The 23253-nt window shown below is 62.9% G+C and carries 23 protein-coding genes; 12 read left to right on the forward strand and 11 right to left on the reverse strand.

Annotated features, from left to right (window positions below; translation table 11 throughout):
* Positions 1-12 precede the first annotated feature (12 nt).
* From MMB74_RS06425 to MMB74_RS06435, 3 genes are all read right to left on the reverse strand, one after another.
* A complete protein-coding gene (locus MMB74_RS06425; protein WP_277427780.1) occupies positions 13-2049 on the reverse strand; it encodes a sigma-54-dependent Fis family transcriptional regulator in 2037 nt (678 codons plus the stop codon).
* A 428-nt stretch (positions 2050-2477) separates the two neighbouring features.
* Positions 2478-2903: a hypothetical protein gene (locus MMB74_RS06430; RefSeq protein ID WP_277427781.1), complete on the reverse strand. Its 426-nt coding sequence runs from the start codon at positions 2901-2903 to the stop codon at positions 2478-2480.
* A gap of 302 nt (positions 2904-3205) precedes the next feature.
* Positions 3206-4132 carry an NAD(P)-dependent methylenetetrahydromethanopterin dehydrogenase gene (locus MMB74_RS06435; protein WP_277427782.1) on the reverse strand — a complete coding sequence of 309 codons (927 nt, stop codon included), beginning with the start codon at positions 4130-4132 and terminating at the stop codon, positions 3206-3208.
* 564 nt (positions 4133-4696) lie between these two features.
* On the opposite strand from MMB74_RS06435, the gene MMB74_RS06440 reads away from it, so the two are divergent.
* From MMB74_RS06440 to MMB74_RS06475, 8 genes are all read left to right on the forward strand, one after another.
* Positions 4697-6532, forward strand: coding sequence for a methanol/ethanol family PQQ-dependent dehydrogenase (locus MMB74_RS06440; RefSeq protein WP_277428178.1), 1836 nt, complete (start codon positions 4697-4699; stop codon positions 6530-6532).
* A 152-nt stretch (positions 6533-6684) separates the two neighbouring features.
* A complete protein-coding gene (locus MMB74_RS06445) occupies positions 6685-7104 on the forward strand; it encodes a c-type cytochrome (RefSeq protein ID WP_277427783.1) in 420 nt (139 codons plus the stop codon).
* A 50-nt stretch (positions 7105-7154) separates the two neighbouring features.
* Complete coding sequence (locus tag MMB74_RS06450) at positions 7155-8048, forward strand: substrate-binding domain-containing protein (protein WP_277427784.1); 894 nt, start codon at positions 7155-7157, stop codon at positions 8046-8048.
* Positions 8045-8872 (forward strand): hypothetical protein, encoded by an 828-nt coding sequence (locus MMB74_RS06455; RefSeq protein WP_277427785.1) that lies wholly within the window; start codon positions 8045-8047, stop codon positions 8870-8872. Before MMB74_RS06450 ends, MMB74_RS06455 begins: the two co-directional genes overlap by 4 nt.
* Before the next feature lie 60 nt (positions 8873-8932).
* A complete protein-coding gene (locus tag MMB74_RS06460) occupies positions 8933-9901 on the forward strand; it encodes a LysR family transcriptional regulator (protein ID WP_277427786.1) in 969 nt (322 codons plus the stop codon).
* An 86-nt stretch (positions 9902-9987) separates the two neighbouring features.
* A complete protein-coding gene (gph, locus tag MMB74_RS06465) occupies positions 9988-10653 on the forward strand; it encodes a phosphoglycolate phosphatase (RefSeq protein WP_277427787.1) in 666 nt (221 codons plus the stop codon).
* A 21-nt stretch (positions 10654-10674) separates the two neighbouring features.
* Positions 10675-11721, forward strand: a complete 1047-nt coding sequence (fba, locus tag MMB74_RS06470) for a class II fructose-bisphosphate aldolase (RefSeq protein ID WP_277427788.1) — start codon at positions 10675-10677, stop codon at positions 11719-11721.
* Between the two features lie 147 nt (positions 11722-11868).
* Complete coding sequence (locus MMB74_RS06475) at positions 11869-12633, forward strand: HAD family hydrolase (RefSeq protein WP_277427789.1); 765 nt, start codon at positions 11869-11871, stop codon at positions 12631-12633.
* Here MMB74_RS06475 and fghA read toward each other — a convergent pair.
* The 4 genes from fghA to frmR form a co-directional block, all read right to left on the reverse strand.
* The gene (gene fghA, locus MMB74_RS06480; RefSeq protein WP_277427790.1) at positions 12612-13442 is read right to left on the reverse strand and encodes an S-formylglutathione hydrolase; all 831 of its coding nucleotides are present in this window, start codon (positions 13440-13442) and stop codon (positions 12612-12614) included. The two genes, MMB74_RS06475 and fghA, sit on opposite strands and share 22 nt — an antisense overlap.
* A gap of 5 nt (positions 13443-13447) precedes the next feature.
* Positions 13448-14023 (reverse strand): S-(hydroxymethyl)glutathione synthase, encoded by a 576-nt coding sequence (gfa, locus tag MMB74_RS06485; protein WP_277427791.1) that lies wholly within the window; start codon positions 14021-14023, stop codon positions 13448-13450.
* Between the two features lie 40 nt (positions 14024-14063).
* On the reverse strand, positions 14064-15173 hold the full coding sequence (locus MMB74_RS06490; protein WP_277427792.1) for an S-(hydroxymethyl)glutathione dehydrogenase/class III alcohol dehydrogenase: 1110 nt from the start codon (positions 15171-15173) through the stop codon (positions 14064-14066).
* Positions 15174-15235: 62 nt separating this feature from the next.
* Positions 15236-15511, reverse strand: coding sequence for a formaldehyde-responsive transcriptional repressor FrmR (gene frmR, locus MMB74_RS06495; RefSeq protein ID WP_277427793.1), 276 nt, complete (start codon positions 15509-15511; stop codon positions 15236-15238).
* A 212-nt stretch (positions 15512-15723) separates the two neighbouring features.
* Between frmR and MMB74_RS06500 the strand changes: the two genes are divergently transcribed.
* Both MMB74_RS06500 and MMB74_RS06505 read left to right on the forward strand, forming a co-directional pair.
* Positions 15724-16935 carry an MFS transporter gene (locus tag MMB74_RS06500; RefSeq protein ID WP_277428179.1) on the forward strand — a complete coding sequence of 404 codons (1212 nt, stop codon included), beginning with the start codon at positions 15724-15726 and terminating at the stop codon, positions 16933-16935.
* 109 nt (positions 16936-17044) lie between these two features.
* A complete protein-coding gene (locus MMB74_RS06505) occupies positions 17045-17635 on the forward strand; it encodes a DUF1571 domain-containing protein (protein ID WP_277427794.1) in 591 nt (196 codons plus the stop codon).
* Positions 17636-17703: 68 nt separating this feature from the next.
* Here the strand turns inward: MMB74_RS06505 and MMB74_RS06510 are convergent, their stop codons facing one another.
* Genes MMB74_RS06510 through MMB74_RS06520 form a run of 3 tightly spaced genes read right to left on the reverse strand, consistent with a single transcriptional unit; the run spans position 17704 to position 19682 of the window.
* A complete protein-coding gene (locus MMB74_RS06510) occupies positions 17704-18321 on the reverse strand; it encodes a hypothetical protein (protein WP_277427795.1) in 618 nt (205 codons plus the stop codon).
* 41 nt (positions 18322-18362) lie between these two features.
* Positions 18363-19136 (reverse strand): molybdopterin-dependent oxidoreductase, encoded by a 774-nt coding sequence (locus tag MMB74_RS06515; protein WP_277427796.1) that lies wholly within the window; start codon positions 19134-19136, stop codon positions 18363-18365.
* A gap of 24 nt (positions 19137-19160) precedes the next feature.
* Entirely contained in the window at positions 19161-19682 is a 522-nt protein-coding gene (locus MMB74_RS06520) for a cytochrome b/b6 domain-containing protein (RefSeq protein ID WP_277428180.1), read from the reverse strand.
* Positions 19683-19917: 235 nt separating this feature from the next.
* Here MMB74_RS06520 and MMB74_RS06525 point away from each other — a divergent pair, with 235 nt between their 5' ends.
* Entirely contained in the window at positions 19918-20589 is a 672-nt protein-coding gene (locus MMB74_RS06525; RefSeq protein ID WP_277427797.1) for a heavy metal response regulator transcription factor, read from the forward strand.
* The gene (locus MMB74_RS06530; protein WP_277427798.1) at positions 20586-22001 is read left to right on the forward strand and encodes a heavy metal sensor histidine kinase; all 1416 of its coding nucleotides are present in this window, start codon (positions 20586-20588) and stop codon (positions 21999-22001) included. The genes MMB74_RS06525 and MMB74_RS06530 overlap by 4 nt, the downstream gene beginning before the upstream one ends.
* Here MMB74_RS06530 and MMB74_RS06535 read toward each other — a convergent pair.
* Positions 21998-23194, reverse strand: coding sequence for an acyltransferase (locus MMB74_RS06535; protein ID WP_277427799.1), 1197 nt, complete (start codon positions 23192-23194; stop codon positions 21998-22000). The two genes, MMB74_RS06530 and MMB74_RS06535, sit on opposite strands and share 4 nt — an antisense overlap.
* Positions 23195-23253 lie beyond the last annotated feature (59 nt).

Consider the following 23253-nt stretch of genomic DNA (forward strand, 5'->3'; position numbering starts at 1 on the left):
CTAGCGCCGGATTCATGCGTCGAAGGTCCCATCGTGCGACAGGCGGATATGCAGCCGATGCATCTTGCGGTAGAGCGTGTTGCGGCTGATGCCGAGCGCCTTGGCGACATTGCTCACGTTCCATCGATGCTCATCGAGCATGGCCAGTACCGTCTCGCGCTCGTTCATCTGAATCGCGTTCAACCCGTCGATATCGGCATCCTCGGCCAGATGAGGTAGCGGCTCGCGGGCGGCCGCGGGCGGGGCCGCGTGGACCTCGGCCGCCGCCGCGCACTGTCCCTGTAGCAGTTCGGGCGGCAGATGCGCGCATTGAATCGGCTGCCCGTCGGATAGCGCGATCGCCATTTGCAGGATGTGACGCAACTGGCGGATGTTGCCCGGCCACGCGTATTCGAGCAGGGCGCGCCGCGCTTCGGGCGTCAGCTCGGGCGGATCCTCGGTCTCGCTCTCGAGCAGATGCAAAATGAGCGGCAGTTTGTCGGCACGCTCGGCGAGCGGCGGCAGATTGATCTCGATGCCTTTGAGCCGGTAGTAGAGATCCTCGCGAAACTGCCCGGTCTGCACGAGTTCGAGCAGATTTCGGTGGCTCGCGCTGATCAACTGAAAGTCGACCTTCACGGTCGTCTCGGCGCCAAGGGGCGAGACCTCGTGCGATTCGATCACGCGCAGCAGCCGCGCCTGCAAGGCGAGCGGCATGTCGCCGATTTCGTCGAGGAACAGGGTTCCGCCGTTGGCTTGAACGATTTTTCCGCGCCGCCCTTCGCGCTGGGCGCCCGTGAACGCGCCCGCGCGATAGCCGAACAGCTCGCTCTCGATCAGGCTTTCGGGAAGCGAGGCGCAGTTGACGGGCACGAACGGCCCGTTTGCGAGCGGGCTGATGCTGTGTAGCGCTTGCGCGAACACATCTTTGCCCGTGCCGGTTTGCCCGCGCACGATGATCGGAATCTTGCGCTGGATGACGCGCGCGGCGAGTTGGATCTGCGAGGCCATGCGTGGATCGCCGAACTCGAGATGCGAGATTTTATCGAGCCGGCCCGCGGGGGCGGGCGTTTCGCGCGCGGGACGGCGCGTGGCCGGTGCGGCCGCGGTTTGCGGCGCAATGATTCGTGCGGTGCGCGCGGCGCTCGTTTTTTGCGGCGTCTGCGCGATGAGGAAGAAGCGATTGGTGCCGTTCGCGCTGTAGACCGTGATCGGATGGAACGAGCCGCGAATGCTGCGAGCGATCATATCCTCGATCGAGGCGTTGAACGCTTCGTTGATCGGCTTGCCGCGCAACTCGTCGAGCGAGCGATGGCCGAGTTGGAACAGAGCGCTGCGGTTGGCTGCGAGAACGACGCCGTCGTCGTTGACGGCGAGCGTGCCGCCATGCAGCGTGCCGACGAATTCGGGCCGGCTGTGGAACTGGATGATGTTCACATCGCGAAATCGGGCGCTCATGAGCCGGTTTTCGATCATCTGACGGGACATGCCCACGAGCACGAGCGAATGCTGCTGCAGCAGCTTCGAGCGGCTCGTGACGTCCAGCGCGCCGGCAATCTCGCCGCGCTCGTCGAAAATCGGCGCGGCCGTGCAGGTGAGCGACGTATAGCGCGGAAAGAAATGCTCGTGCTGGCGCACGGCGATGCAATCGCGCTCGGCAATGCAGGTGCCCATGCCGTTCGTCCCCGCTTCGCGTTCGCTCCACAGCGCGCCGACGCGTAGCCCGTCGGCGCCGATGGCTTGCGCGAACGGGACGGACGAGACTTGATGAACGATCAGCCCATCGGCGTCGACGAGCACCACGGCCAGTTCGGGGTCGGCCAGTTGTTGATAGAGCGTCGTCATCTCGAGCTTTGCGCACGCGATCAAATCGCCCACGGCCTCGCGGCGCGCAGTCAACTCGTAATCGGTCAGCACGGGAGGCATGACGAACCGCCCCGGGTCGAGCCGGAACTCGTTGACGCAGCGCGTCCATGACTGTGCGACGGACTCGCTCATCGAATGCGGATGACGATTGACGACATCTAGCACTTCACGCACGTGCGAGCTGCTGTCGGCGACCAATGACATGGGGTTGTCTCCAAGGCGTGCGACGCGCGCAACCGCGCTCCGGTTGCGTCGCTTCACCGCTCTGTACTTAACGTTTATCCCCTTGCACCACGGTTTCTCCTGCCCGCGTGTGCGGCGGCTCGAACCAAAGTTGCATTGTTATCGCTAACGATGTGCCGCGCCAACTGCGAAAACTTTACCCTCGATGGCGCAGCTGTTCAATAAGGAGTCGCATTAGGTAGGTGTGCAGGTGCGAGATTTCGGCTTGCCCGACGCCGGGCGGGCGAGGCAGGGCGCCGCGCCTCGCAACCTTTGCATGAGAAACGGGCGATCGATTAGCCGGCCGTGCGCGGGGCGCTGGCGTGCCGCTCTCGCGCCGCGGCGTCGAGCTAGCGGGTCGCGATGCGCTAGCGGACCACGCGGCACACTCGCCGTGGTGGCGAGCCCCGTTATTTGGCGGCCGTCACGGCCTGCATGCCGAGTCCGCAGGCCCGGTACGCCTTCGCCTGGAGTGCTCGGAACGCCTTGCCGCGTGCACGCGCGTGATCGGTCCTGAACTCCGCGCCGCCTTCGCCGCCGAGCGACGCGTAGCGGGCGAACGTCGACTCGTCCACGAACTGGTCGTAACTGAGCGAGGCAGCCATCTTGTCCACCACGCACGAGCACTTATAGACGTTCGCGAACGCGTGGCCGTTCTCGTCCATGCAGCTCAACACGTATTCCACGCGGCCTTGCGTGGGATAGTCGTTGGCCGGCCGGCCATCGGCGCTGGCGCTCGTTGCCTCGCCGCCAGCCGCCCAGGCCGGGGCCGAAACGGCCGCCGCCATGGCGGCGCAGAAACCGAGCGCCATCATGGCGCAACGCATCAATCTCATCACGATCTCCTCGCTCAAAGCACGGCGCCTTGCGGACCATTCGATTCTCATGCGACTCATGCGACTGGCGCGCGTGCGTCTGCCAGCGCCGCCGCGTCCCTCGCCGATGCGCCGAGCAGGCTCGATCGACGATCCGCGATGGCCCCATCTAACAGTTTTCATGCCAGTCAGCCCGATCGATCGTAGCGCGCTAGGCATCGCGGCCTGCGAAGGGAACGCCAGCGTCGGCGGCCGTTGCGCTCAATTGGGCAGGGTGACACAGTGCGTCATCGCGCGGCCTCGCCTGCGCACAATGTGCGGCCTCAGCCCAGCCCGGCCGCGGCGGCGCGCGCCTCCTCGAATGCTTGCTCGTATCCGAGATACAGCGGGCTGCCGCCGGTGCGCATCCGGACGAACAAGCGATGCTCCACTTGATATTTGACGTTGCCGATCGCGAGCGCGCCGATGCCGATCGGCCCGGCGTCTCCGTTGGAACCGATCGGCTTACCGTCGTTCATGACGTTCACGCCGGCGATGCCTTCCGGCGCCACCGCGCTGACGTCGGCGGCGATCAAGAGGCGTCGTGCGTGGGCGAGATCGGCGGCGCTGGCTACCTGTATGCCGGCAGTGGAGGCCGAGAGCAGTATTTCGGTGTCGGCGAGCGCGTTGCGCAATTCCGTGACGGACGCCGTGCTGGCCGCGGTCGTCATGATCGCCAGGCGCTCGTTGATTTCGTCGCTGACCTGTCTCGCGCGCGCGAGCGAATGGTGGCTTGCGATGGTGACGTCGGCGCCCAGCGAGGCCGCCATGGCCGCGGCGGTGCGCCCGACCGCGCCTGTTCCGCCGAGGATCAGCACGCGCTTGCCGCCGAGCTCCATCGCGTGCGTGCGATTCAAATGGCACTCCGCGAGCGCAACGAGGGCAGCCGCCGTCGTATAGGAGCCGCTCGGATCGGCGAACACGGAGACCTCGAACGGCGGCACCATGGCCGTGCGCGCGATCTCGAGCATGTCGGCCGCAAGCATCGCGTCGCGCCCGCCGATGAAGATGCCCGTGCGCGAGACGCCTTTCGGCCCGCGAGAGAAGATCGCGTCTTGCGTGAGGCTCATGACCATCGTCGCTTCGACGTTGCAGTATGGGACGATGACTTGATAGCCCGCATCGGCGGCCATGTTGACGTCGAAGGGGCTTATCTGCGGCGCAGTCGTCAGCATGTGCAGGATGTAGGGCCTTTCGGTGGCTTCTCGCATGTCGGCTGACTCGTGTCGTTGGGCGTGGCGTGCAGGGCGAAGCTAAGCAGGTGCTATACCAGGCGCTTGCGGCAGCGCGTGCGGCGCGGCGCATTGCATGGGAGCCTCGCCGGCTCGAAGGGACGTGCTTGCCCCGAGGCGCCGGCTCGCACCGCCCACTGACGTTGCACCGTGCGAGCACGCGCCGCGCGTGTCATCGCGGAATTGACACAGTATGTCTCGCGCTGTGGGCGCCCGGCCGCGACAAGCATTGCTGCGCCGCGGCGGGGAAATGCCCTGCGCGAGCCTTTACGGGGTTTCTCGCTACGACGCTCGGCCGCTAATGCGCATGCCCAAAGGCCATGCTCTTTCAAGCCGTTTCCACGACGCGTGCGGCACTGCACACCGGCATGGAATGTGCGTTGTGCCTGCTCACGCCAATGAAGCCTACCCCCGAAGAGGACGACAGCGTAAATCGTTACCCGCATTCGAGAGAGCGCGCCCGATGCGATCAGGTAGCGTGGGTCATTCGTTCGTGAGTTAGACAGCAAGACAAATTCTGGAGGAGCAATGAACTTACGCACCATGGTTCTGGGGCTCGCGATGCTTGCATCAGGGGCCTTCACGACACTCGCGGCACACGCGGATCCCGATCTCGACCGGTTGATGAAGAACCCTGCGAACTGGGCATCGCAGGCAGGCGATTATGCCAATCACCGCTATAGCTCCCTGAAGCAAATCAACGCCTCGAACGTCAAGAACATGCAGGTGGCCTGGACGATGTCCACGGGCGTGTTGCGCGGTCACGAAGGCTCGCCGCTCGTCGTGGGCGACACGATGTATATCCACTCCCCGTACCCCAACAAGGTCATTGCGGTGAGCTTGAAGGATCAGACCTTCAAGTGGATGTATCAGCCGCAGCAGGACGATCAGACTGTCTCGGTGATGTGCTGTGACACCGTCAACCGCGGGGTTGCGTATGGAGACGGGAAGATCTTCCTGCAGCAAGCCGATACGACGCTCGTCGCGCTCAATGCGAATACGGGCGATGTCGTCTGGACCGCGAAGAACGGCGATGCGAAGAAGGGCGAGACGAATACGAACGCGCCGCACGTATTCGGCGATAAAGTGCTGACCGGCATTTCCGGCGGCGAGTTCGGCGTGCGCGGGCGCATCATCGCGTACGACATCAAGACCGGCAAACCCGCGTGGACGGCCTACAGCACGGGGCCCGACAACGAAATCCTGTTGGATCCCGAGAAGACCATGACGTGGACCGACGGCAAGATGATGCCCGTCGGCCAAGATTCGTCCGTGAAAACCTGGAAGGGCGATCAGTGGAAGCTGGGCGGCGGCACGACGTGGGGTTGGTACGCGTGGGATCCGAAGCTCAATCTCGTCTACTACGGGTCTGGCAACCCCGGGACGTGGAACCCGACGCAGCGGCCCGGCGACAACAAGTGGTCGATGACGATCTTCGCGCGCGACCTGAACACGGGCATGGCGAAATGGGTCTATCAGATGACGCCTCACGATGAGTGGGACTACGACGGCGTCAACGAGATGATCCTGGCCGACCTCACGATCAAGGGCAAGCAGGTGCCCGCGATCGTTCACTTCGACCGCAACGGCTTCGCCTATACGCTCAATCGCGCGACCGGCGAGCTCCTCGTCGCGCAGAAGTACGACCCGGCGGTCAATTGGGCCGATCACATCGACATGAAGAGCGGCAAGCCCGTTCGCAACGTGGCGTATTCGACGCAGGCTGCGGGCGCGGATCACAACGTGAAGAACATTTGCCCGTCCGCGCTCGGCTCGAAGGATGAGCAGCCCGCGTCGTTCGATCCGAACTCGAAGCTCTTTTTCGTGCCGACGAACCATGTTTGCATGGACTACGAGCCGTTCGAAGTGGACTACACCGCCGGTCAGCCGTATGTCGGCGCCACGCTCTCGATGTACCCCGGCCCGAAGGACCCGGGCGTAGGTGGCGCCAACCAGGGCAAGACTGTCGAGAACGCGATGGGCAACTTCATCGCATGGGATGCGGCCAAAGGCAAGATCGTCTGGTCCAAGCCCGAGAAGTTCTCCGTGTGGTCGGGCGCGTTGACGACAGCGGGCGACATCGCCTTCTACGGCACGCTCGAGGGTTATTTGAAAGCGGTCGACCTGAAGACGGGCAAGGAGCTTTGGAAGTTCAAGACGCCCTCGGGCATCATCGGCAACGTCTTCACCTACGAGTACGACGGCAAGCAGTACGTGGGCGTGTACTCGGGCATTGGCGGTTGGGCCGGTATCGGTCTCGCGGCCGGGCTGAAGAAGTCCAACGAGGGCCTGGGCGCCGTGGGCGGCTATCGCGAACTCGCGAAGTACACCGCGCTGGGCGGCACGTTGTTCGTGTTCGCGTTGCCCGGGAAGAGCTGACGGCGTGGACGGGCGTTGCGCGCGGGACGCGAGAGCGGTGCGCGAAAGCGCTGCAACGTTCGAAAGAGTAACCGAGTTGTATCCGCCCGCGGCGCGCTGCTCATAGGGGTGAGCGTCGCGGGCCATGACGACATATCGAAGGAGACGTTTGTATGAGAGGCCGTTCCATCCTGTTGCTGACGACAATCGGCGCCGTCGTCGCTTTGCCCGTTGTCTTTGCTCAGAATCAGCCGGCGCTGGCGCAGCAGGTGACGTACAAGGTCGTCGACGGCAACAAGGTCGACAAGCGGACGTTCGATGGCTGGCATACCTGGCGCGCGCTCGATTGCGAGCGCTGCCACGGGGCGCAGCAGCAGGGCCTCGTCGGCCCCTCGTTGGTCGACGCGTTGAAAGTCATCGACGAAAAGGAGTTCAAGCGCACGATTTTCGGCGGCCGTCTCGCCAAGGGGATGCCCGACTTCAGTTCGAGTCCCAGAATGCAAAAGCATTGGGAGGATCTCTATACGTATCTGAAGGGTCGTTCCGACGGAAAGATCCAACCCGGCGATCTAACCTTGATGGATAGCGAGTGATGCAAGCGCCGCGATTCACCCGGAGGTTCCCGATGCGATCGAGTAAACGAATGTCCGCGCATGTCGCGCTATCTGCCGCCACTCTCTGCTGTGCGGCGCTCGCGAGTGCGGCCGTGCGTGCGGACGGGCCGGCGCTGCCGAACAACGACGGCGCCGACGGCGTGCTTCGCGTATGCGCCGATCCGAACAACATGCCGCTTTCGAACGACAAGGGCGAAGGCTACGAGAACAAGATCGCGAGCGCGATGGCGCACGATCTCGGCTACAAGATCGAGTTCACGTATTTCCCGCAGCGCATTGGGTTCGTCCGCCATACGCTGCGCGAGAAAATATCCGATACCGGGCGCTACAAGTGCGACCTCGTCGTTGGTGTGCCCAAGGGCTACGATCTGACATCCACCACGCATCCGTATCTGCGTTCCACCTATGCGATGGTGCTGCCGAACAAACCTGAATTCGCGAGCGTCAAGACGCCCGACGATCTCCTTGCGCTGCCGCCCGACGTGCTTCATAAGCTGCGTTTCGGGATCTTCACGCAAACGCCGGCCGTCGACTGGTTGCTGAGCCACGGCCTCATCGACCAGGCGCACTCGTACCAGATTCAATCGGGCGACACCCAGGTTTACCCGGGTGAGATCGTCGAGCACGACCTCGCCGCGGGCAATATCGACGTCGCCTTTCTCTGGGGGCCGATTGCCGGTTACTTTGCGAAGCGGGCCGGCGACAGCGTGCGGGTCGTGCCGTTTCCTCCGCAAAAGGACATCCGGTTCGACTATCAAATCTCGATGGGCGTGCGCTACGGCGAGAAGCCGTGGCACGACAAGATCGATCAATGGATCGGCAGCCATCAGGACAAAATCGACGCCATTTTGACGAGCTATGACGTACCGTTGCTCAGGCCCGTGGAATCGGCCGACAACCAAGCATCGGGCGGACCGCAATGACCGCGCGAGGAGGCGCCGCGCCGCGCCGGTTACGGCTTGCCGCGCTTGCCGGGGTGTGCCTTCTCGCGCTCGGCGCGGGGCATGCGGCCCACGCGGCCGATGCCGCGGCATCAGCGGATGCCGTAGCGAAGCCGTCGCCCGATATTACGCCGGCCGAGCAACTGGTCTTCACGACCGACCACATGCGCGGCATTGCACCGCAAACGGAGCTCGATTATGCGATCGTCGCCACGGGCAGCGAAGCGCCGGGCAATGCACGAGGGGGCTCCCCTGGCGCGGCGAACGGCTCGGATGTCGTGCACGTGCTTGTCACCAGTGCGGGCAATTCGAAGAGCGACGCCCAGGTGTCCGACCATAGCGGCGCGGTCACGCTGCCGACGGAAGGCATGCCCTGCAACCCCGTCATCCTTTATTTCCTCGAGCGTGATATCAGCGAAATGTCGGCCCTCACCGGCGGTCAGCGGCGCTACTTCCAAAAGCGTCTTCGTTTGGCGCTGGCCGAAGGGCCGAAGATCACGCCGGCGATGAGCCGCATCGGCGGCAAATCGGTCGCCGTCCGGCGCATCGTCGTGCAGCCCTATCTTCATGATCCGAATGCGCAACGATTCGCGCGTTATACGGGCAAGCGCTATACGTTCGAGATCGCGGACGCGCTGCCGGGACAGGTTGCGCAAATCCGCACCGAGGTTCCGGGGTCAAACGGAGATTTCGCGCATCCGCTTAGAACCGAGACGCTGACGTTCCAGGCTGCCGTGCGCAAGCTAGGCGGTGCTGCATCGGCCCCCGCCGCCACGCCAACCGCGGTGCCGAGCGCAAGCCGCTGAACTCGCGCTGCTGGCGCGAGCCCCGGCCTCGCCCGATTTCGCCTGCCAACGAAGAGTCGCATGGCCGTCAACTTCATTCGCTCGCTGACTTTGCGTCAGTTGCAGATCTTTATCGTCGCGAGCCGCCATGCGAGCTTCGCGCGCGCGGCCGAGGAATTGCATCTGACGCAGCCCGCGATATCGATGCAGATTCGTCAGTTGGAAGATGCCATCGGGCTCGCGCTGTTCGAGCGCGTCGCGCGGCGGCTGATGTTGACGGAAGCAGGCGAGCGCTTGACGCACCACGCCAGCCGCATCCTGGGCGAGATCAAGGATGCCGAGGACGCGATGATGTCGTTGCAGTTGGCGGACAGCGGCTCGATCTCGGTGGGTATCGTCAGTTCGGCGACGCATTTTGCTCCGAAACTGCTCGCGCTCTATTCGCGCCAGTATCCGAAAGTCGATGTCCATTTCTCTGTGGGCAATCGCGAATCGCTGCTGCGCTTATTGCAGGACAACGCAATCGACTTGGCGTTGATGGGGCGCCCGCCCGCCGAGTTGGATGCGCTCGTGGAGCCGCTCGCCAGCCATCCGCAGGTGGTGATCGCGCCCAGCGACCATCCGCTTGCGAGCGCGCGCCGTTTCGATCTGCAAGAGCTGCGAGGCGATACGTTCCTGCTGCGCGAGCCGGGGTCGGGCACGCGCATGGCGGCCGAGGAGATGTTCCGGCAGCATCTGTTCATTCCGAAGAAGATCGTCACGCTCGGCAGCAACGAGACGATCAAGCAGGCCGTCATCGCTGGCATGGGCGTGAGCCTGATCTCGCTGCATACCCTTCAATTGGAACTGCGCACCGCCGAACTCGCGTTGCTCGACGTGAACGGCACGCCGATCGAACGCACCTGGCAGATCGTTCATATGCGCTCGAAGCAGCTATCGCCCACCTGCAAAGTGTTTCGTCACTTTCTGCTCGACGAGGCCGCACCGTATCTGCAGCGCGAATACACGCCGTTGCTCGAGCGCGACCCGCCTCCGATTAGAAACCCTTAATCGAGAGCAAAGAAAAAGTGAATGTTCAACGGATATCGCGCCGCTTAACCTTGTGACTCACCTAAGGTTAGGGAGGCAGGCCGGCGATGAGAGCGCGCCTTATCACCTTCGATCTGGACGGCACCTTATTCGACACGGCGCCCGAGATCGCGCTCGCGGTCAATCGTACGCTCCAAGCATACGGGTACGCGCCGATCGAGCTCGGTGCGGTCACCGGATTCATCGGCAACGGCATGGACGCGCTTATGCGCGAGGTGCTCGCCAGCGTCGTGGTCGACCGCGTGATCGCACTCGATGCGGTGATGCCTGTGTTCGTCGAGCATTACGACGCCACTGCCGGTTCGACCGCACAGCCTTATCCGGGCGTGCCGGACGCCCTCGAGACGTTGAAGTCCGCGGACATTCACCTCGCCGTCGTCACGAACAAGGAGCGAAAGTTCGCGCTGCGCTTGTTGGAAAACGCCGGGTTGGTTAGCTATTTCGACGTGGTGCTCGGCGGCGACAGCCTGCCTTACAAGAAACCGCATCCGCTACCCATCCGCTATTGCATCGACCGCTTGAACGTGCCCGCGCAAGCGGTCGCTCACTTGGGCGATTCGCGCACCGACGTGGAGTCTGCGCATCGTGCGGGCGTGGCCGCGTGGGCGGTGCCATATGGCTACAACTACGGCGAACCGATCGAGGATGCGCATCCGGACCGGGTGTTCGCTTCGATTGCAGAGATGGCCGAACACGTCGTCTCGCTGCATTGATCCATTCGACAGGAGACTTCCATGGCTCTCATCTCACTGCGCCAATTGCTCGACCATGCGGCAGAGCACGACTACGGCGTGCCTGCATTCAACGTCAACAATCTCGAGCAGATCCAAGCGATCATGGAAGCGGCGCAAGACACGCAAAGCCCGGTCATTCTGCAGGCGTCGGCGGGCGCGCGTAAATATGCGGGCGAGCCGTATTTGCGCCACATGGTGTTGGCCGCGATCGAAGCGCACCCGGACATCCCCGTCGTGCTGCATCAGGACCACGGCGCGAGCCCGGCCGTCTCTCAGATCGCCATCCGCTCGGGCTTTTCCAGCGTGATGATGGATGGCTCGCTCGAAGACGACATGAAAACCCCGGCGAGTTACGACTACAACGTGCGTGTCACGCGCACTGTCTGCGAGATGGCGCATGCGGTCGGCGTCTCGGTCGAGGGCGAGCTCGGCTGCCTCGGTTCCCTCGAGACCGGGGAGGCGGGCGAGGAAGACGGCGTGGGCGCGGCGGGCAGGCTTTCGCACGACATGCTGCTGACCGATCCTACTCAGGCGAAGGACTTCGTCGAACGCACGGGCGTGGACGCGCTCGCTATCGCCATCGGCACGTCGCATGGCGCGTATAAGTTCACGCGCAAGCCGAGTGGGGACATTCTGGCGATCGACCGCATCGCGCAGATCCACGCACATATACCCGACACGCATCTCGTGATGCACGGCTCGTCATCGGTGCCGCAGGAATGGCTCGAGATCATCCGGCGCTTCGGCGGCGAGATCAAAGAGACGTACGGCGTGCCGGTCGAAGAAATCCAGTGTGGCATTCGCAGCGGGGTGCGCAAGGTCAACATCGACACGGATATCCGTCTCGCGATGACGGGCGCGATGCGACAACTCTTTGCCGAGCAGCCTGAGGAATTCGATCCGCGCAAGGCATTTGCAGCGGCTAAAAGAGCGGCGCGCGGCATTTGCGTCACGCGCTTCGACGCATTCGGCTGCAGCGGGCAGGCGCCCAAGATCAAGCCGGTTCCGCTCGAACGCATGGCGCGGTCGTACGGTGCGGGTGGGTGAGCCCATGACGCAGGCCCGCGTGAATCGATTCGCTTTCATTCGGAGGAGCGCGATCGCGTGCCTGAAACGGTTCACGAGATCGAGATTGATTCGCCGAAATCGCGTGGCGGGAGCCATGGCGGTGCGGCACGCATGGAGGGAACGGGCATGCAAGCATTGATCTTCGACGTCGACGGGACGATGGCTGACACCGAGGCGGCCCATTGCGACGCGTTCAACGCCGCGTTTTCGGAGGTCGGTCTGGACTGGCAGTGGGATGAACGCCTCTATGCGCGCTTGCTCCACGTGGCGGGCGGCAAGGAGCGCATCGGTCACTATTGGCGCTGCGTTGAGCCCGAGGAGGCGGCGGGCGGCGCGATCGCCGAGACCATCGAGGCGATCCATGCGATCAAGACGCGCCACTATGTGGAGCGCGTGCGCGGCGGCGCGTTGCCGCTGCGGCCGGGTATCCGGCGTTTGGTTGAAGAAGCGAGCGCGGCCGGCTTGGCGCTGGCGATCGCCACGACCACGACACCCGGCAATCTTGACGCACTACTGTGCCCGGCGCTGGGGGTGGCTTGGCGTGAGCGGTTTTCGGCCGTGTGCGATGCGTCGACTGCGCCGGTGAAGAAGCCCGCCCCCGACGTGTATTACGCCGCGTTGCGCGAACTCGGGTTGCCGGCGGATGAATGCCTTGCGCTGGAAGATTCGGAGAACGGGCTGCGTGCGGCGCGCGCGGCGGGTATTCCGACGTTGATCACGACCACGGCCTACACCGCGCGGCAGCGCTTCGAAGGCGCGCTGTGCGTGCTGCCTCACTTGGGCGACCCGGACCAGCCGCTGCCGAACGGCATGGTCGAGATGGAGCAGGGCTGGGTCGACCTAGACGCGCTTCGGCGCCTGCATGCCAATCAACGCAACGCCTTTGCGTGATAGGCGATGTGCTCGCCGATGAAGCTGGCGATGAAGTAGTAGCTGTGGTCGTAGCCCGCACGCAGATTCAGTTCGAGCGGGTGTCCCGTTGCGTCGCAGGCTGCGCGCAACAGTTCGGGCTTCAACTGCTTGTCGAGAAATTCGTCGCCGCCGCCTTGATCGATCCGTAGCGGCAAGCGGTCGGCCCCTGCTTTGACGAGCTCCACCGCGTCGTACTCTTTCCACGCTTGCCGATCGTCGCCGAGATAGGCCGTGAACGCCTTTTCGCCCCAAGGCACTTGGCTTGGGGCGACGATCGGCGAAAACGCCGACACGCTGCGATAGCGTGCCGGGTTGCGCAGCGCGATGGTCAATGCGCCGTGCCCCCCCATCGAGTGTCCGCTGATCGAGCGCGCCTGAGTGGCGGGAAATTGCGCTTCGATCAGTGCCGGGAGTTCTTCGACGACATAGTCGTACATGCGGTAATGCTTGGCCCACGGTTGCCGCGTAGCGTTGACATAAAAGCCGGCGCCCTTGCCCAGATCGTAGCTCGGATCGTCGGCCACCTCGTCTCCGCGGGGGCTCGTGTCCGGTGCGACGATGATGAGGCCGTGCTCCGCCGCGTAGCGTTGAGCGCCACTTTTCGTAATGAAGTTCTGCTCGGTGCAGGTGAGGCCAGATAGCCAGTACAGAACCGGGCAGGGCTGGCCGCGCAAGGCCGCGCTCGGCAAGTAAATGGCGAAGCGCATCTCGCACTGAAGGGTGGAGGAGGCATGCGTCCACACTTCCTGGTATCCCTCATGACAAACGTGTCGCTCAACGCGTTCCATATCGATCAAGCCTCGCGGTAGGTGCCTTTGGCCTTGGCCGCATGCACGGCCAGGAGATCCATTAGTGCAGGACTCAGGCAGTCATACGGCTCGAGTCCTTTCTCGCGCAGCGTCTTGCGCACGTCGGCCATTGCGGACGGCGGCGTGCCGCTTTCGATGATGGACGAAACGAACGCGGCGAAACCAGGCCCTTCCCAGCCCGCGTCCTTCGACAGCTCCGTGTGAATGAAGTCGAGGCCGTAGAACGCATGGTCCTTGTTCTCGATGCGCCCGAACAAATGCTTGCCGCAACCGGTGCAGGCATGACGCTGAATCAGCGCCGAATCGTCAACGACCTTGAGCTTTTCACCGTGCGCCGTCACCGTCAGCTTGTCGCGCGGCACGACCCCCACTACGGAGAATAGGGCGCCGGCGGGTTTCCAGCACTTCGTGCAGCCGCACGCGTGATTGAACAGCACCTGCGAATCCACGCGCACCTCCACGGGATCGGTTGCACATGAGCATCGCAAGGTGCCGCCCTTGAAATCGCTCGCGCCCTTCTGAATGCCGTGGTCGACGCTAGGGTGAATTGCCGTGGTCATGACCTGTCTCCTGGTTGGGGTCAGTTGTTGTCGTTCGCGATCAATAGTGAACGACGGTGCGGATCGACTTGCCTTCGTGCATCAGATCGAACGCTTCGTTGATCTCGGCGAGCGATTTGGTGTGGGTGACGAACGGTGCGAGTTGGATTTTCCCGGCCATGGCGTCTTCCACCATGCCGGGCAACTGCGAGCGGCCCTTGACGCCGCCGAACGCAGTGCCGAGCCAGCGGCGGCCGGTGACGAGCTGGAACGGACGCGTGGAGATTTCTTGCCCCGCGCCTGCCACGCCGATGATGACGGACTGACCCCAGCCGCGATGGGCGCACTCGAGCGCCGCGCGCATGACATTGACGTTGCCGATGCATTCGAAGCTGTGGTCGACGCCCCAGCCCGTCATCTCGACGATCACTTGCTGGATCGGCTTCTCATGGTCTTTCGGGTTGACGCAATCGGTCGCGCCGAATACCCGTGCGAGGTCGAACTTGCTCGGGTTCGTATCGATGGCGATGATGCGGCCTGCCTTGGCCAGCTTGGCGCCTTGGATCACGGCCAAACCGATGCCGCCCAAACCGAACACGGCCACGGAATCGCCTTCTTGCACCTTCGCGGTGTTCTTGACCGCGCCGAGTCCGGTCGTGACGCCGCAACCTAGCAGGCAGACCTGCTCCGGGTTCGCATCGGGGTTGATCTTGGCCAGCGAGACTTCGGCCACCACCGTGTATTCGCTGAACGTCGAGCAGCCCATGTAGTGATAGACCGGCTGGCCGTTGTAGCTGAAGCGCGTCGTGCCGTCGGGCATCACGCCCTTGCCCTGCGTGGCGCGCACCGCCACGCACAGGTTGGTCTTGCCGCTTTTACAGAAAAGACACTCGCCGCATTCCGCCGTGTAGAGCGGGATCACGTGATCGCCAGGCTTGACGCTGGTCACGCCCTCGCCGACTTCAACCACGATGCCCGCGCCTTCGTGTCCGAGCACGGCGGGGAAGAGGCCTTCGGGGTCGTCGCCCGAGAGCGTGAAGGCGTCGGTATGGCAGACCCCCGTGTGCGTGATCTTCACGAGCACCTCGCCCTTACGCGGCGGTTCGACGTCGATCTCGACGATTTCGAGGGGTTTGCCAGGCCCGAATGCAACGGCAGCACGTGATTTCATGTCAGTCCTTTGAGCAAAAGAGGGCAAACTCAGCCGGCGCGATCGGCGGCCGCTGAATACGTTCAACGAAGATAGGAGCGCACGAGGGAGACGACGTCATCGATCGATCCTTGCTGAGCACCGTTTGGTTGCGCGACATGCGAAAACTCTTCTCGTAAATGGCTTTCGAGAACACCAGCCATCAACCCGTTGATGGCGCCGCGCACGGCGGCTATCTGCTGAAGAATCGGACCGCAGTCGGCACCTTCCTCGAGCGCGCGCTCGAGCGCGTCGATCTGTCCTTTCACGCGGCGCACGCGGGCGAGGACGCGCTTTTTCTCTGCTGCGGTGTGTGGCATTTTTCTCGCTAAGGGAACTGGGGTGCAGTATAAGGTAGCATACTGGGCGGCAGTATGAAAGAAGGGATGAGAAATTGGCGCCGAGGGATTGATAGGGTACCTACCGTGCGCATCCTAAGATAGGGGTAGGTTTGTTCGGTAACCTATGGGGTGACGAACGGCCGCTGCTGTCCATAAGGTGGCGATACCGAGCAGGAGATACGGTGGACGAGATGCTCAATGCCGTTGGGGCGCCCAGCTATGGCGTGCGTGAAAGGCGCGCCGTGTGGACGATCGCGGTTGCCCAATTGCTTGGCACTTCGCTGTGGTTCAGCGCGAACGCCGCCATGCACGATCTCAAGATGGACTGGAACCTGACCTCGGCCGATGTGGGTTGGCTCACGAATGCCGTTCAAGCCGGTTTCATCATAGGAACGCTCGTCTCTACGCTGACTGGCATTGCCGACAGACTGCGCGCAAGCCGTGTATTTGCGGCATGCGGGTTGGCTGGGGCGTTATTGAACGCGCTTTTTGCGCTCTACGGTTCCGGCCTCGGGACAGCCATCGCGTTTCGGTTTGGCGTCGGCGTTGCGCTTGCCGGGATTTACCCCCTGGGGATGAAGCTGCTCGTCACGTGGGCGCCCTCGCGCGCGGCGCAGACGCTCGCTCTGCTCGTGGCCATGTTGACGCTTGGCACTGCCTCGGTCCATGCGATTCGCGCCACGTTCAGCGCGCTACCCTGGCAGTCGGCCGTGCTGGCCTCTTCGGCGCTGGCGACCATCGGGGCTATGATGGTCTACCGCCTGGGCGAAGGGCCGCATATCCGCGTTGCGACCAAGGCCGCGCGCTTCAAGGGAATCGGCAGCGTGCTCGGAGTGCGCGAATTCCGTGCTTCCGCGCTGGGGTATTTCGGACATATGTGGGAGTTGTACGCATTTTGGACTTTGACGCCCTTGCTCGTGCGGCACGCGTTCGGCGCTTCGGCTGAACACGCGGAAGCAGCCATAGCGTTTTGGTCGTTTGCCATCATCGCGATCGGCGCGGTGGGCTGCGTGGCCGGAGGCTCGCTGAGCAAGCGGATCGGTAGCGCTCGGACGGCCTGGGGCGCGTTGGCCATTTCGGGCACGATATGTGCCGCTTATCCACTGCTGGCTTCGCTCGGGACCTACGCCCAACTGGGGTTGCTGCTCGCGTGGGGCGTGAGCGTGATCGCGGACTCGCCGCAGTTTTCCGCGCTTTCCGTTCGGGCATGTCCTGCGCAGCAGATCGGCGGAGCGTTGACCTTACAAAACAGCCTTGGCTTTCTGCTTTCAGCGTGCTCGATTTTCGTGTCGACGAGCGCGTTCCCTGATATCGACGTCCGGGTCGCGTTTCTGTTATTGCCCGGTCCGGTGTTCGGATTGGTCGCGATGATGCCGCTCTTGTCGAAGCGGCCGCGCTGGTAAGCGCCCGCGTTCCCGCACCATGATGCCGTAGCGGTAAATCCTAGGAGGCGACGATGCCCATCCTGGCATTGGCGCCGTTGCGCGAACCTACTTGATGACGGATGCTCGAATGCCGGATCGTGATCCGATTGCCGATGCGCAGGCGCGCTTCGATGCGCTCGCCAATTATCAGGTCACGCTCGCATCGGCCGCTGCGGGCGCCGAGCCGGTCGAGATAAGGTATAGCTATCGCAAGCCGGGCTTCGTTCGCATGGATTGCATCCGGCCGCATGCCGGCACGACGCTCGTCTACAGCCCTGAAACCGGGAAAGTCACGCTTTGGCCTTTCGGTTTCGGCAGGTTGCCCAAGCTCGCATTAAGCCCCGACAATCCCGTCATCCAGAGTCCGCAAGGGCATCGCATCGACCGGTCGGACATTGGCGTGCTGCTCGTCAATATTCGAGAGCTGCAACGACACGGCGATACCCAGGTGGTCGGCGTGGAGACCATCGGCACGCGCCGGGCGTCGCATGTGATCGTGACGGGCGAACCCGGGCAGAGGGTGGCGGGGGTGTGCCGCTACGAATTGTGGTTCGATCTCGGCCTGGGGCTGCCCGTCAAGGCGGCGAGCGAGGGGGCGTGGGGCAAGCTCATCGAGACAGTGCTGTTGGACGATTTGCGGATCGACGTGCCCGAGTCGCAACTCGGGCCGTTCAGCTAGTCAGGAGTGCGAGCGCCGTATGGTCAAACAGACGTGTTTCATGGGCATGGCGCCGATCGATGCGCCCCTTACATCGGTGGCTTCACCCCGTTTTTCTCCACCACGATGCGTTGCGCCGTATAAGCCGATCCCATCGGGCTCGCAACCACGAACACTTGCTTGCCGGCCTGCAGATCGCTGCGCGTCGCCGGCGCGAACGTCACGACAGGCACGTTCTCCGGCACCGTGACCGCATTGGAGCCGCCCTTGTACGAGAGCTTCAGATTGCGTCCGTCGGTGCTTTGCACGACTTGGTCGACATTCGCGTTCGTCATCGTGCTGTTCGGACCCAGATCCCATGCGTAGTGGCCTTCGCCGGTGCCGCGCGCAGATTCGGGAAAAACCAGCACTTCGGTCGCGGTCAGCTTGCCGTCCACGCCCGTCATTGCCGCCGTGCCCACGAACGAGCCGGGCTTGATGTCTTGGAGCTTGATGTTCCTCAGCGCGTTGATGGGCGTGTCGCCCTTCAACGAAATCTTCACGATATCGCCGCTGCGGCGATGCACGGTTAGCGTATCGGCCGAGAGCGCAACGATGTCGCCGCGGATGCGCGTGGGTTTGGCCGGCGTTTGAGCGAGCGCTGCGCAGGTGATGGAGGCCAGCGTCAACGTGGCGACGCTGGCAGTGAGTGTGCTTCGAATCGACATGAAAGCTCCTTGAGTTGTCGAGGGTGATCGGACCGTGAACGTTAGGAACCGCCGAACCAGTTGTAGCCCTGGTTCTCCCAATAGCCGCCTGGGTATTCGTTGGTGACGGTGATGGCGACGATGTGCTTGGGGTTCTTGTAGCCGAGCTTGGTGGGCATGCGCAGCTTCATCGGGAAGCCGTACTTCGGCGGCAGGATCTGGCCGTCGTAGGTGAGCGTGAGCAGCGTCTGGGCGTGAAGCGCGGTCGGCATGTCGATGCTCGTCGAATAGTTGTCGGCGCAGTGAAAGGCGACGTATTTCGCGCTCGTATCGGCTCCGGCGTGGGCCAGGACATGCGCGAAGCGCACGCCGCCCCACCGGCCGATCGCGCTCCAGCCCTCGATGCAGATATGCCGAGTGATCTGGCTTTCTTGCGGCATGGCATGCAGCTCGTCGAGCGTCCATACGCGCTTGCCTTTCGCGAGACCGCCGATCGTGAGCTTGTAGCCGGACGGATCGACTTGCGGCACTTCGTCTATGTCGTAGAAGGCGTTGAACGGGAACGGGCGCGTGATCATGGACTCGGGATAAGTCGGCGCAAGCGCGTTCGGATCGAACAAGAGCGCTTGCACGTCGTCGTTGAACCTCGACATCTTGCGCAGCATCGCGTTCACGGACTGGTCGTCGGTGATGCTGCAGCCCGAGAGCATCGCGAGGCCGCCGAGCGAAAGGATGCGCTTGCCGAACAACCGGCGCGCTGGCGCTTTCAATTCTTTCGCCGCGTCCTTGACGATGAGTTCGGCATCGGGCCTAACGAGAGAGCGTTTGAATGACATGGTCGAATATCCGTTGGCGCGGCGTCACCGCCCGCGAATCATGAGCACGAGCGAGCGCGGCACGAGCGCCACCATCGCCACATGCACGACGAAGAACGCCACGAGAAAGCTCATGCCGAAAAAGTGCACGATGCGCGCGTTGTCGTAGCCGCCCATGAGCGTCCGTAGCAGCGGGAATTGCACCGATTTCCAGACGACGAGGCCGGAAAGCATGACGATGGCGAGGTCGGCGATGACCGCGAGATACGCAAGCTTTTGCACGGCGTTGTAATGAGCGAGATCGTCGTGGCCCAATTTGCCGCGCAGGGCGGCGTTCGCATCTTTGATGAGCGTCTTCACGCTCAACGGAAACAGGCGGCGCCGCAAACGCCCGGTTGCGACGTTCATCGCGAGGTAGGCCACGAAGTTGACGACCAATAACCACATCGCCGCAAAATGCCACTCGGTCGCGGCGCCGAGCCAGCCGCCCAACGTCACCGCGGACGGAAACGTCAGCGCTTGGAACAGGGGCGATGCGTTGTAGATTTGCCAGCCGCTCGTCACCATGATCACGATGGCGAGTGCGTTGATCCAGTGCGTGATGCGCAACCAGAGAGGCTGGGTAGGGTGCTGCGTTTGGTTTTGCACGGCATGCCTCGCATTCGATGGAGCCAAAACGCTTGACATGGTAGAAACGCGGCGCTGATCGATCGATGACCCATCGATGACTTTTTTGTCATGAAGGAATGGCTCGAGCCAGCGGTCGCTAAAATGTCGCCAATGCAATCAAGGCCGCCCCAGCATGACCATCCTCGTGATCGAAGACGACCGCAAGACCGGCGATTATCTGAAGAAGGGCCTGACGGAATCGGGCTATCAGGTCGATCTCGCCCGCAACGGTACCGACGGTCTGCATCAAGCGCTCGCGAACGCGTACGAACTCATCGTGCTCGACGTGATGTTGCCCGGCATCGATGGGTGGCAGATCATGTCGGCGCTGCGTGCCAAGCGCGACTTGCCTGTCATTTTTCTGACGGCGCGGGATCAAGTCGCGGATCGCATTCATGGCCTCGAGCTTGGCGCGGACGATTACCTCGTCAAGCCGTTCTCGTTTACCGAGCTGCTTTTGCGCATTCGCACGCTGCTGCGGCGCGGCGTCATGCGCGAATCGGATACGTACAAGGTTGCGGACCTGCAAGTGGACGTTTTGCGGCGCAAGGTGACGAGAAAGGGTATCGACATCACCTTGACCAATAAGGAGTTCGCGCTGCTGCATTTGTTCTGCAAGCGCCAAGGCGAGGCATTGTCGCGCACGCTCATCGCTTCCGAAGTGTGGGATATGAACTTCGACAGCGACACCAATGTCGTCGATGTCGCGGTGAAGCGCCTGCGCGCCAAGATCGACAATCCATTCGATCTCAAGCTGATTCATACGGTGCGCAGCATTGGCTATTCGTTCGGGGACGACGCGTGAGACGGCCCGCGCGCTCGCTCGCGATTCGCATCGCGCTCTCGTTCGCCGCGATCGTCTGCGTCGTGGTCGGCATGGTGGGGGCGGCGCTCTACCACGCGACCAATCGGGCATTGTCCACGCGCGCGGACTATCAACTGATCGGTCGCGTCGAGCATTTTCGTTCGCTGTTGCACGATCTCTATACGATCAAGGAAATCGAAGCCCGGCCGCGGCTCTTCGAAACGATGCTCGGCGACAGCCAGGATGTGATCATATTCAAGCGGGCAGGATCGGCTCCGATCATCAATGTCAATCCCGACCACATGGCGTTGCCGCCGCTTCGTGTCGTGCCGGTGGCCGAGGCCGTGGGGCTCGACGCGCTTTACGAGGGTAAGCGTCCCGACGGCGTGCGCATGCGCTGGGTCGCTGCCCAGGCGCAGATCGGCGACGATGGCGACGTCGTGCAGATCATCGCGGCGCACGTGATGACGCAGGAAGCGCGGGTATTGTCGATCTATCTGCGGCGCGTATGGATCACGGTCCTCTGTGCGGTGCTGGTGACCCTAGCACTCGCGTACTGGGTCACGAGCCGAGGGCTGATGCCGCTGAAGCTGATGGCGGACAAGGCTGCCGAAATTTCTCCCAACCGGATGACTACGCGACTCGATGTGGCAGGCTCGCCGGCCGAACTGCAAAGCCTCGCGGCCTCGTTCAATGCCATGCTCGATCGCCTAGAACATGGTTACGAACGATTGCTTCAGTTCTCGGCCGATCTTGCCCATGAGTTGCGCACGCCTATCGGGGTGCTGATCGGCGAAACACAAGTTGCGCTTGCGCATGAGCGCGGCGCAGCGGACTATCGCGCCGTGCTCGAATCGAACCTGGAAGAATTGGAGCGGCTCGCGCGCATCGCGCAAAACATCCTCTTCTTGGCGCAGGCCGATCATGGGCAGCAGGTTATCCAGCGCGAGCGCATCGATATCCGCAGCGAGATCGAGGCGATCGTCGAATACTTCGACGGGATCGCCGACGAGCGGCGAATCACGTTTCAAATCGATGCCGACGGCGAGATGGCGGTCAACCCGATCATGTGTCGCAGGGCGATCGGCAATGTCGTCGTCAATGCGGTGCGTTATGCCGATGCCGGCACGACCGTGCGGATCGACGCGCATGCCGATGCTGCGGGCGCGCGCATCGTCATCGGCAATTTCGGGCCGCGTATCGAGCGTGAGGCGCTCGCACGCTTGTTCGACCGCTTCTATCGCGGCGATGCGGCGCGCAGCGAGTTCACCGAATCGAGCGGGCTCGGCTTGTCGATCGTGCAGGCGATCATGCGGCTGCACGCGGGCGACGTATCGGCCAGTTGCTCGGCAGACGGTTGGATCGAATTCACGCTGAGCTTTCCGCGCGAGTCGCGCGCGGCCGGTTCCTAGCTGCGAGGCCGGGATGCGCCGTGTGCGATCGCACGTGAGCAGGGTGTGCGGCCGAATGCGAACGCGTGGTCGATCTTGACGAGCAGACTGCGGGCGAGCTTGGACGCGAAGCGTTGCACGAGTTTGTCCGTTAGTCGCGAGAGCAGGTAGGACGCACCCAGCGTGACGGCGAGCACGGCGACGAACGCAAGCAAGCGAGAATCTTTGAAGAGATAAACCGCAGCGAATGCGAACAGAAAATGCCACAAATAGATGGCATAGCTTTCACGCCCGACGGCGGTTGCGATGCGTCCCACGAACCGCAGCTGCTGGCTGTGCCCCCGATGCGCGGCCGAACAGAACACGAGCAGTAGCGCCGCCGAGCTGCCGGCCGCGAAGAGGGGCGCATATTCGTTCGCCAATCCGATCCATACGCCGCACACGGCGGCAAGAAGTGCGCAAAGCGCCATCATGGCGAGCGCCATGCTCATGCCGCGGCTGCCGAGCTTGGCGTGCCCGTTCAGATAATGGCTAAAGAAATGCCAGCACCAAATGCCCACGAGAAAACAGGGCACTTGCACCGGTGGCCAGAAGTAGAAGAACGAGTTGTTCTCCACGTTGCACGACAGGCCGCCGCCGCAGGCGCCCGATGACACGAATGCAGCGCACGCGAGCAGCAACGCCGCGGTGATCGTAAGGAGCCGGGCTCGCGTCGTGGCATAGAAGAAGATGAACGGTGCGATCGAGTAAAACAACATTTCCACGCCGATCGACCACCCGCCCGGAACCACATTGTTGATCGCGGAGGGCGACACCGCATGCATGAACAGCAGATTTAGGACGATGTCTCCCGCATCGTGCTGGCCCAGAATCGAGGCATGATCTGGCGCGAAGCGGTATGTGTACCAACTCATCGCGCCGTAAGCCAGGATCGCGACGTAATAAAGCGGCGCGATGCGAAAGAAGCGCTTGATGTAAAAGCGCGCCGTAACGTGGCGGGCAGCTCGATATCGCGCGTGGTCGGCGGCGAGCGTCATGAAGATCGTAATGGCGCTGATGACGAAGAACAATTGGACGCCGTATTGGCCCATGCGGGCCAGCACGGCGGCCCATTGGGGCAGATGAGGGAATTGAAATGACAAATGAACCGCAACGACCGCAATGATGGCAATGGATCGAGCTTGATCGAGACCAGATAACCTTTCTCGCTGCATCCTTTCTCCTGGTAATGATGTGAAGAAAAGCGAAGCCGCATTGCTTCAAAAGCGGCGTT

It is taken from the genome of Trinickia sp. Y13 (genome assembly GCF_029522115.1).
Lineage (GTDB): Bacteria > Pseudomonadota > Gammaproteobacteria > Burkholderiales > Burkholderiaceae > Trinickia.

Excerpts from the sequence above, each read along its gene's own strand:
- MMB74_RS06460 (WP_277427786.1), top strand. The coding sequence starts at position 8,933 with ATGGCCGTCAACTTCATTCGCTCGCTGACTTTGCGTCAGTTGCAGATC.
- MMB74_RS06500 (WP_277428179.1), top strand. The coding sequence starts at position 15,724 with ATGCTCAATGCCGTTGGGGCGCCCAGCTATGGCGTGCGTGAAAGGCGC.
- gfa (WP_277427791.1), bottom strand. The coding sequence starts at position 14,023 with ATGACCACGGCAATTCACCCTAGCGTCGACCACGGCATTCAGAAGGGC.
- MMB74_RS06425 (WP_277427780.1), bottom strand. The coding sequence starts at position 2,049 with ATGTCATTGGTCGCCGACAGCAGCTCGCACGTGCGTGAAGTGCTAGAT.
- MMB74_RS06455 (WP_277427785.1), top strand. The coding sequence starts at position 8,045 with ATGACCGCGCGAGGAGGCGCCGCGCCGCGCCGGTTACGGCTTGCCGCG.
- MMB74_RS06475 (WP_277427789.1), top strand. The coding sequence starts at position 11,869 with ATGCAAGCATTGATCTTCGACGTCGACGGGACGATGGCTGACACCGAG.
- MMB74_RS06525 (WP_277427797.1), top strand. The coding sequence starts at position 19,918 with ATGACCATCCTCGTGATCGAAGACGACCGCAAGACCGGCGATTATCTG.
- MMB74_RS06510 (WP_277427795.1), bottom strand. The coding sequence starts at position 18,321 with ATGTCGATTCGAAGCACACTCACTGCCAGCGTCGCCACGTTGACGCTG.
- MMB74_RS06505 (WP_277427794.1), top strand. The coding sequence starts at position 17,045 with ATGCCGGATCGTGATCCGATTGCCGATGCGCAGGCGCGCTTCGATGCG.
- fba (WP_277427788.1), top strand. The coding sequence starts at position 10,675 with ATGGCTCTCATCTCACTGCGCCAATTGCTCGACCATGCGGCAGAGCAC.
- MMB74_RS06490 (WP_277427792.1), bottom strand. The coding sequence starts at position 15,173 with ATGAAATCACGTGCTGCCGTTGCATTCGGGCCTGGCAAACCCCTCGAA.
- MMB74_RS06450 (WP_277427784.1), top strand. The coding sequence starts at position 7,155 with ATGTCCGCGCATGTCGCGCTATCTGCCGCCACTCTCTGCTGTGCGGCG.
- MMB74_RS06430 (WP_277427781.1), bottom strand. The coding sequence starts at position 2,903 with ATGAGATTGATGCGTTGCGCCATGATGGCGCTCGGTTTCTGCGCCGCC.
- gph (WP_277427787.1), top strand. The coding sequence starts at position 9,988 with ATGAGAGCGCGCCTTATCACCTTCGATCTGGACGGCACCTTATTCGAC.
- MMB74_RS06440 (WP_277428178.1), top strand. The coding sequence starts at position 4,697 with ATGGTTCTGGGGCTCGCGATGCTTGCATCAGGGGCCTTCACGACACTC.
- MMB74_RS06445 (WP_277427783.1), top strand. The coding sequence starts at position 6,685 with ATGAGAGGCCGTTCCATCCTGTTGCTGACGACAATCGGCGCCGTCGTC.
- frmR (WP_277427793.1), bottom strand. The coding sequence starts at position 15,511 with ATGCCACACACCGCAGCAGAGAAAAAGCGCGTCCTCGCCCGCGTGCGC.
- MMB74_RS06535 (WP_277427799.1), bottom strand. The coding sequence starts at position 23,194 with ATGCAGCGAGAAAGGTTATCTGGTCTCGATCAAGCTCGATCCATTGCC.
- fghA (WP_277427790.1), bottom strand. The coding sequence starts at position 13,442 with ATGGAACGCGTTGAGCGACACGTTTGTCATGAGGGATACCAGGAAGTG.
- MMB74_RS06515 (WP_277427796.1), bottom strand. The coding sequence starts at position 19,136 with ATGTCATTCAAACGCTCTCTCGTTAGGCCCGATGCCGAACTCATCGTC.
- MMB74_RS06435 (WP_277427782.1), bottom strand. The coding sequence starts at position 4,132 with ATGCGAGAAGCCACCGAAAGGCCCTACATCCTGCACATGCTGACGACT.
- MMB74_RS06520 (WP_277428180.1), bottom strand. The coding sequence starts at position 19,682 with ATGGTGACGAGCGGCTGGCAAATCTACAACGCATCGCCCCTGTTCCAA.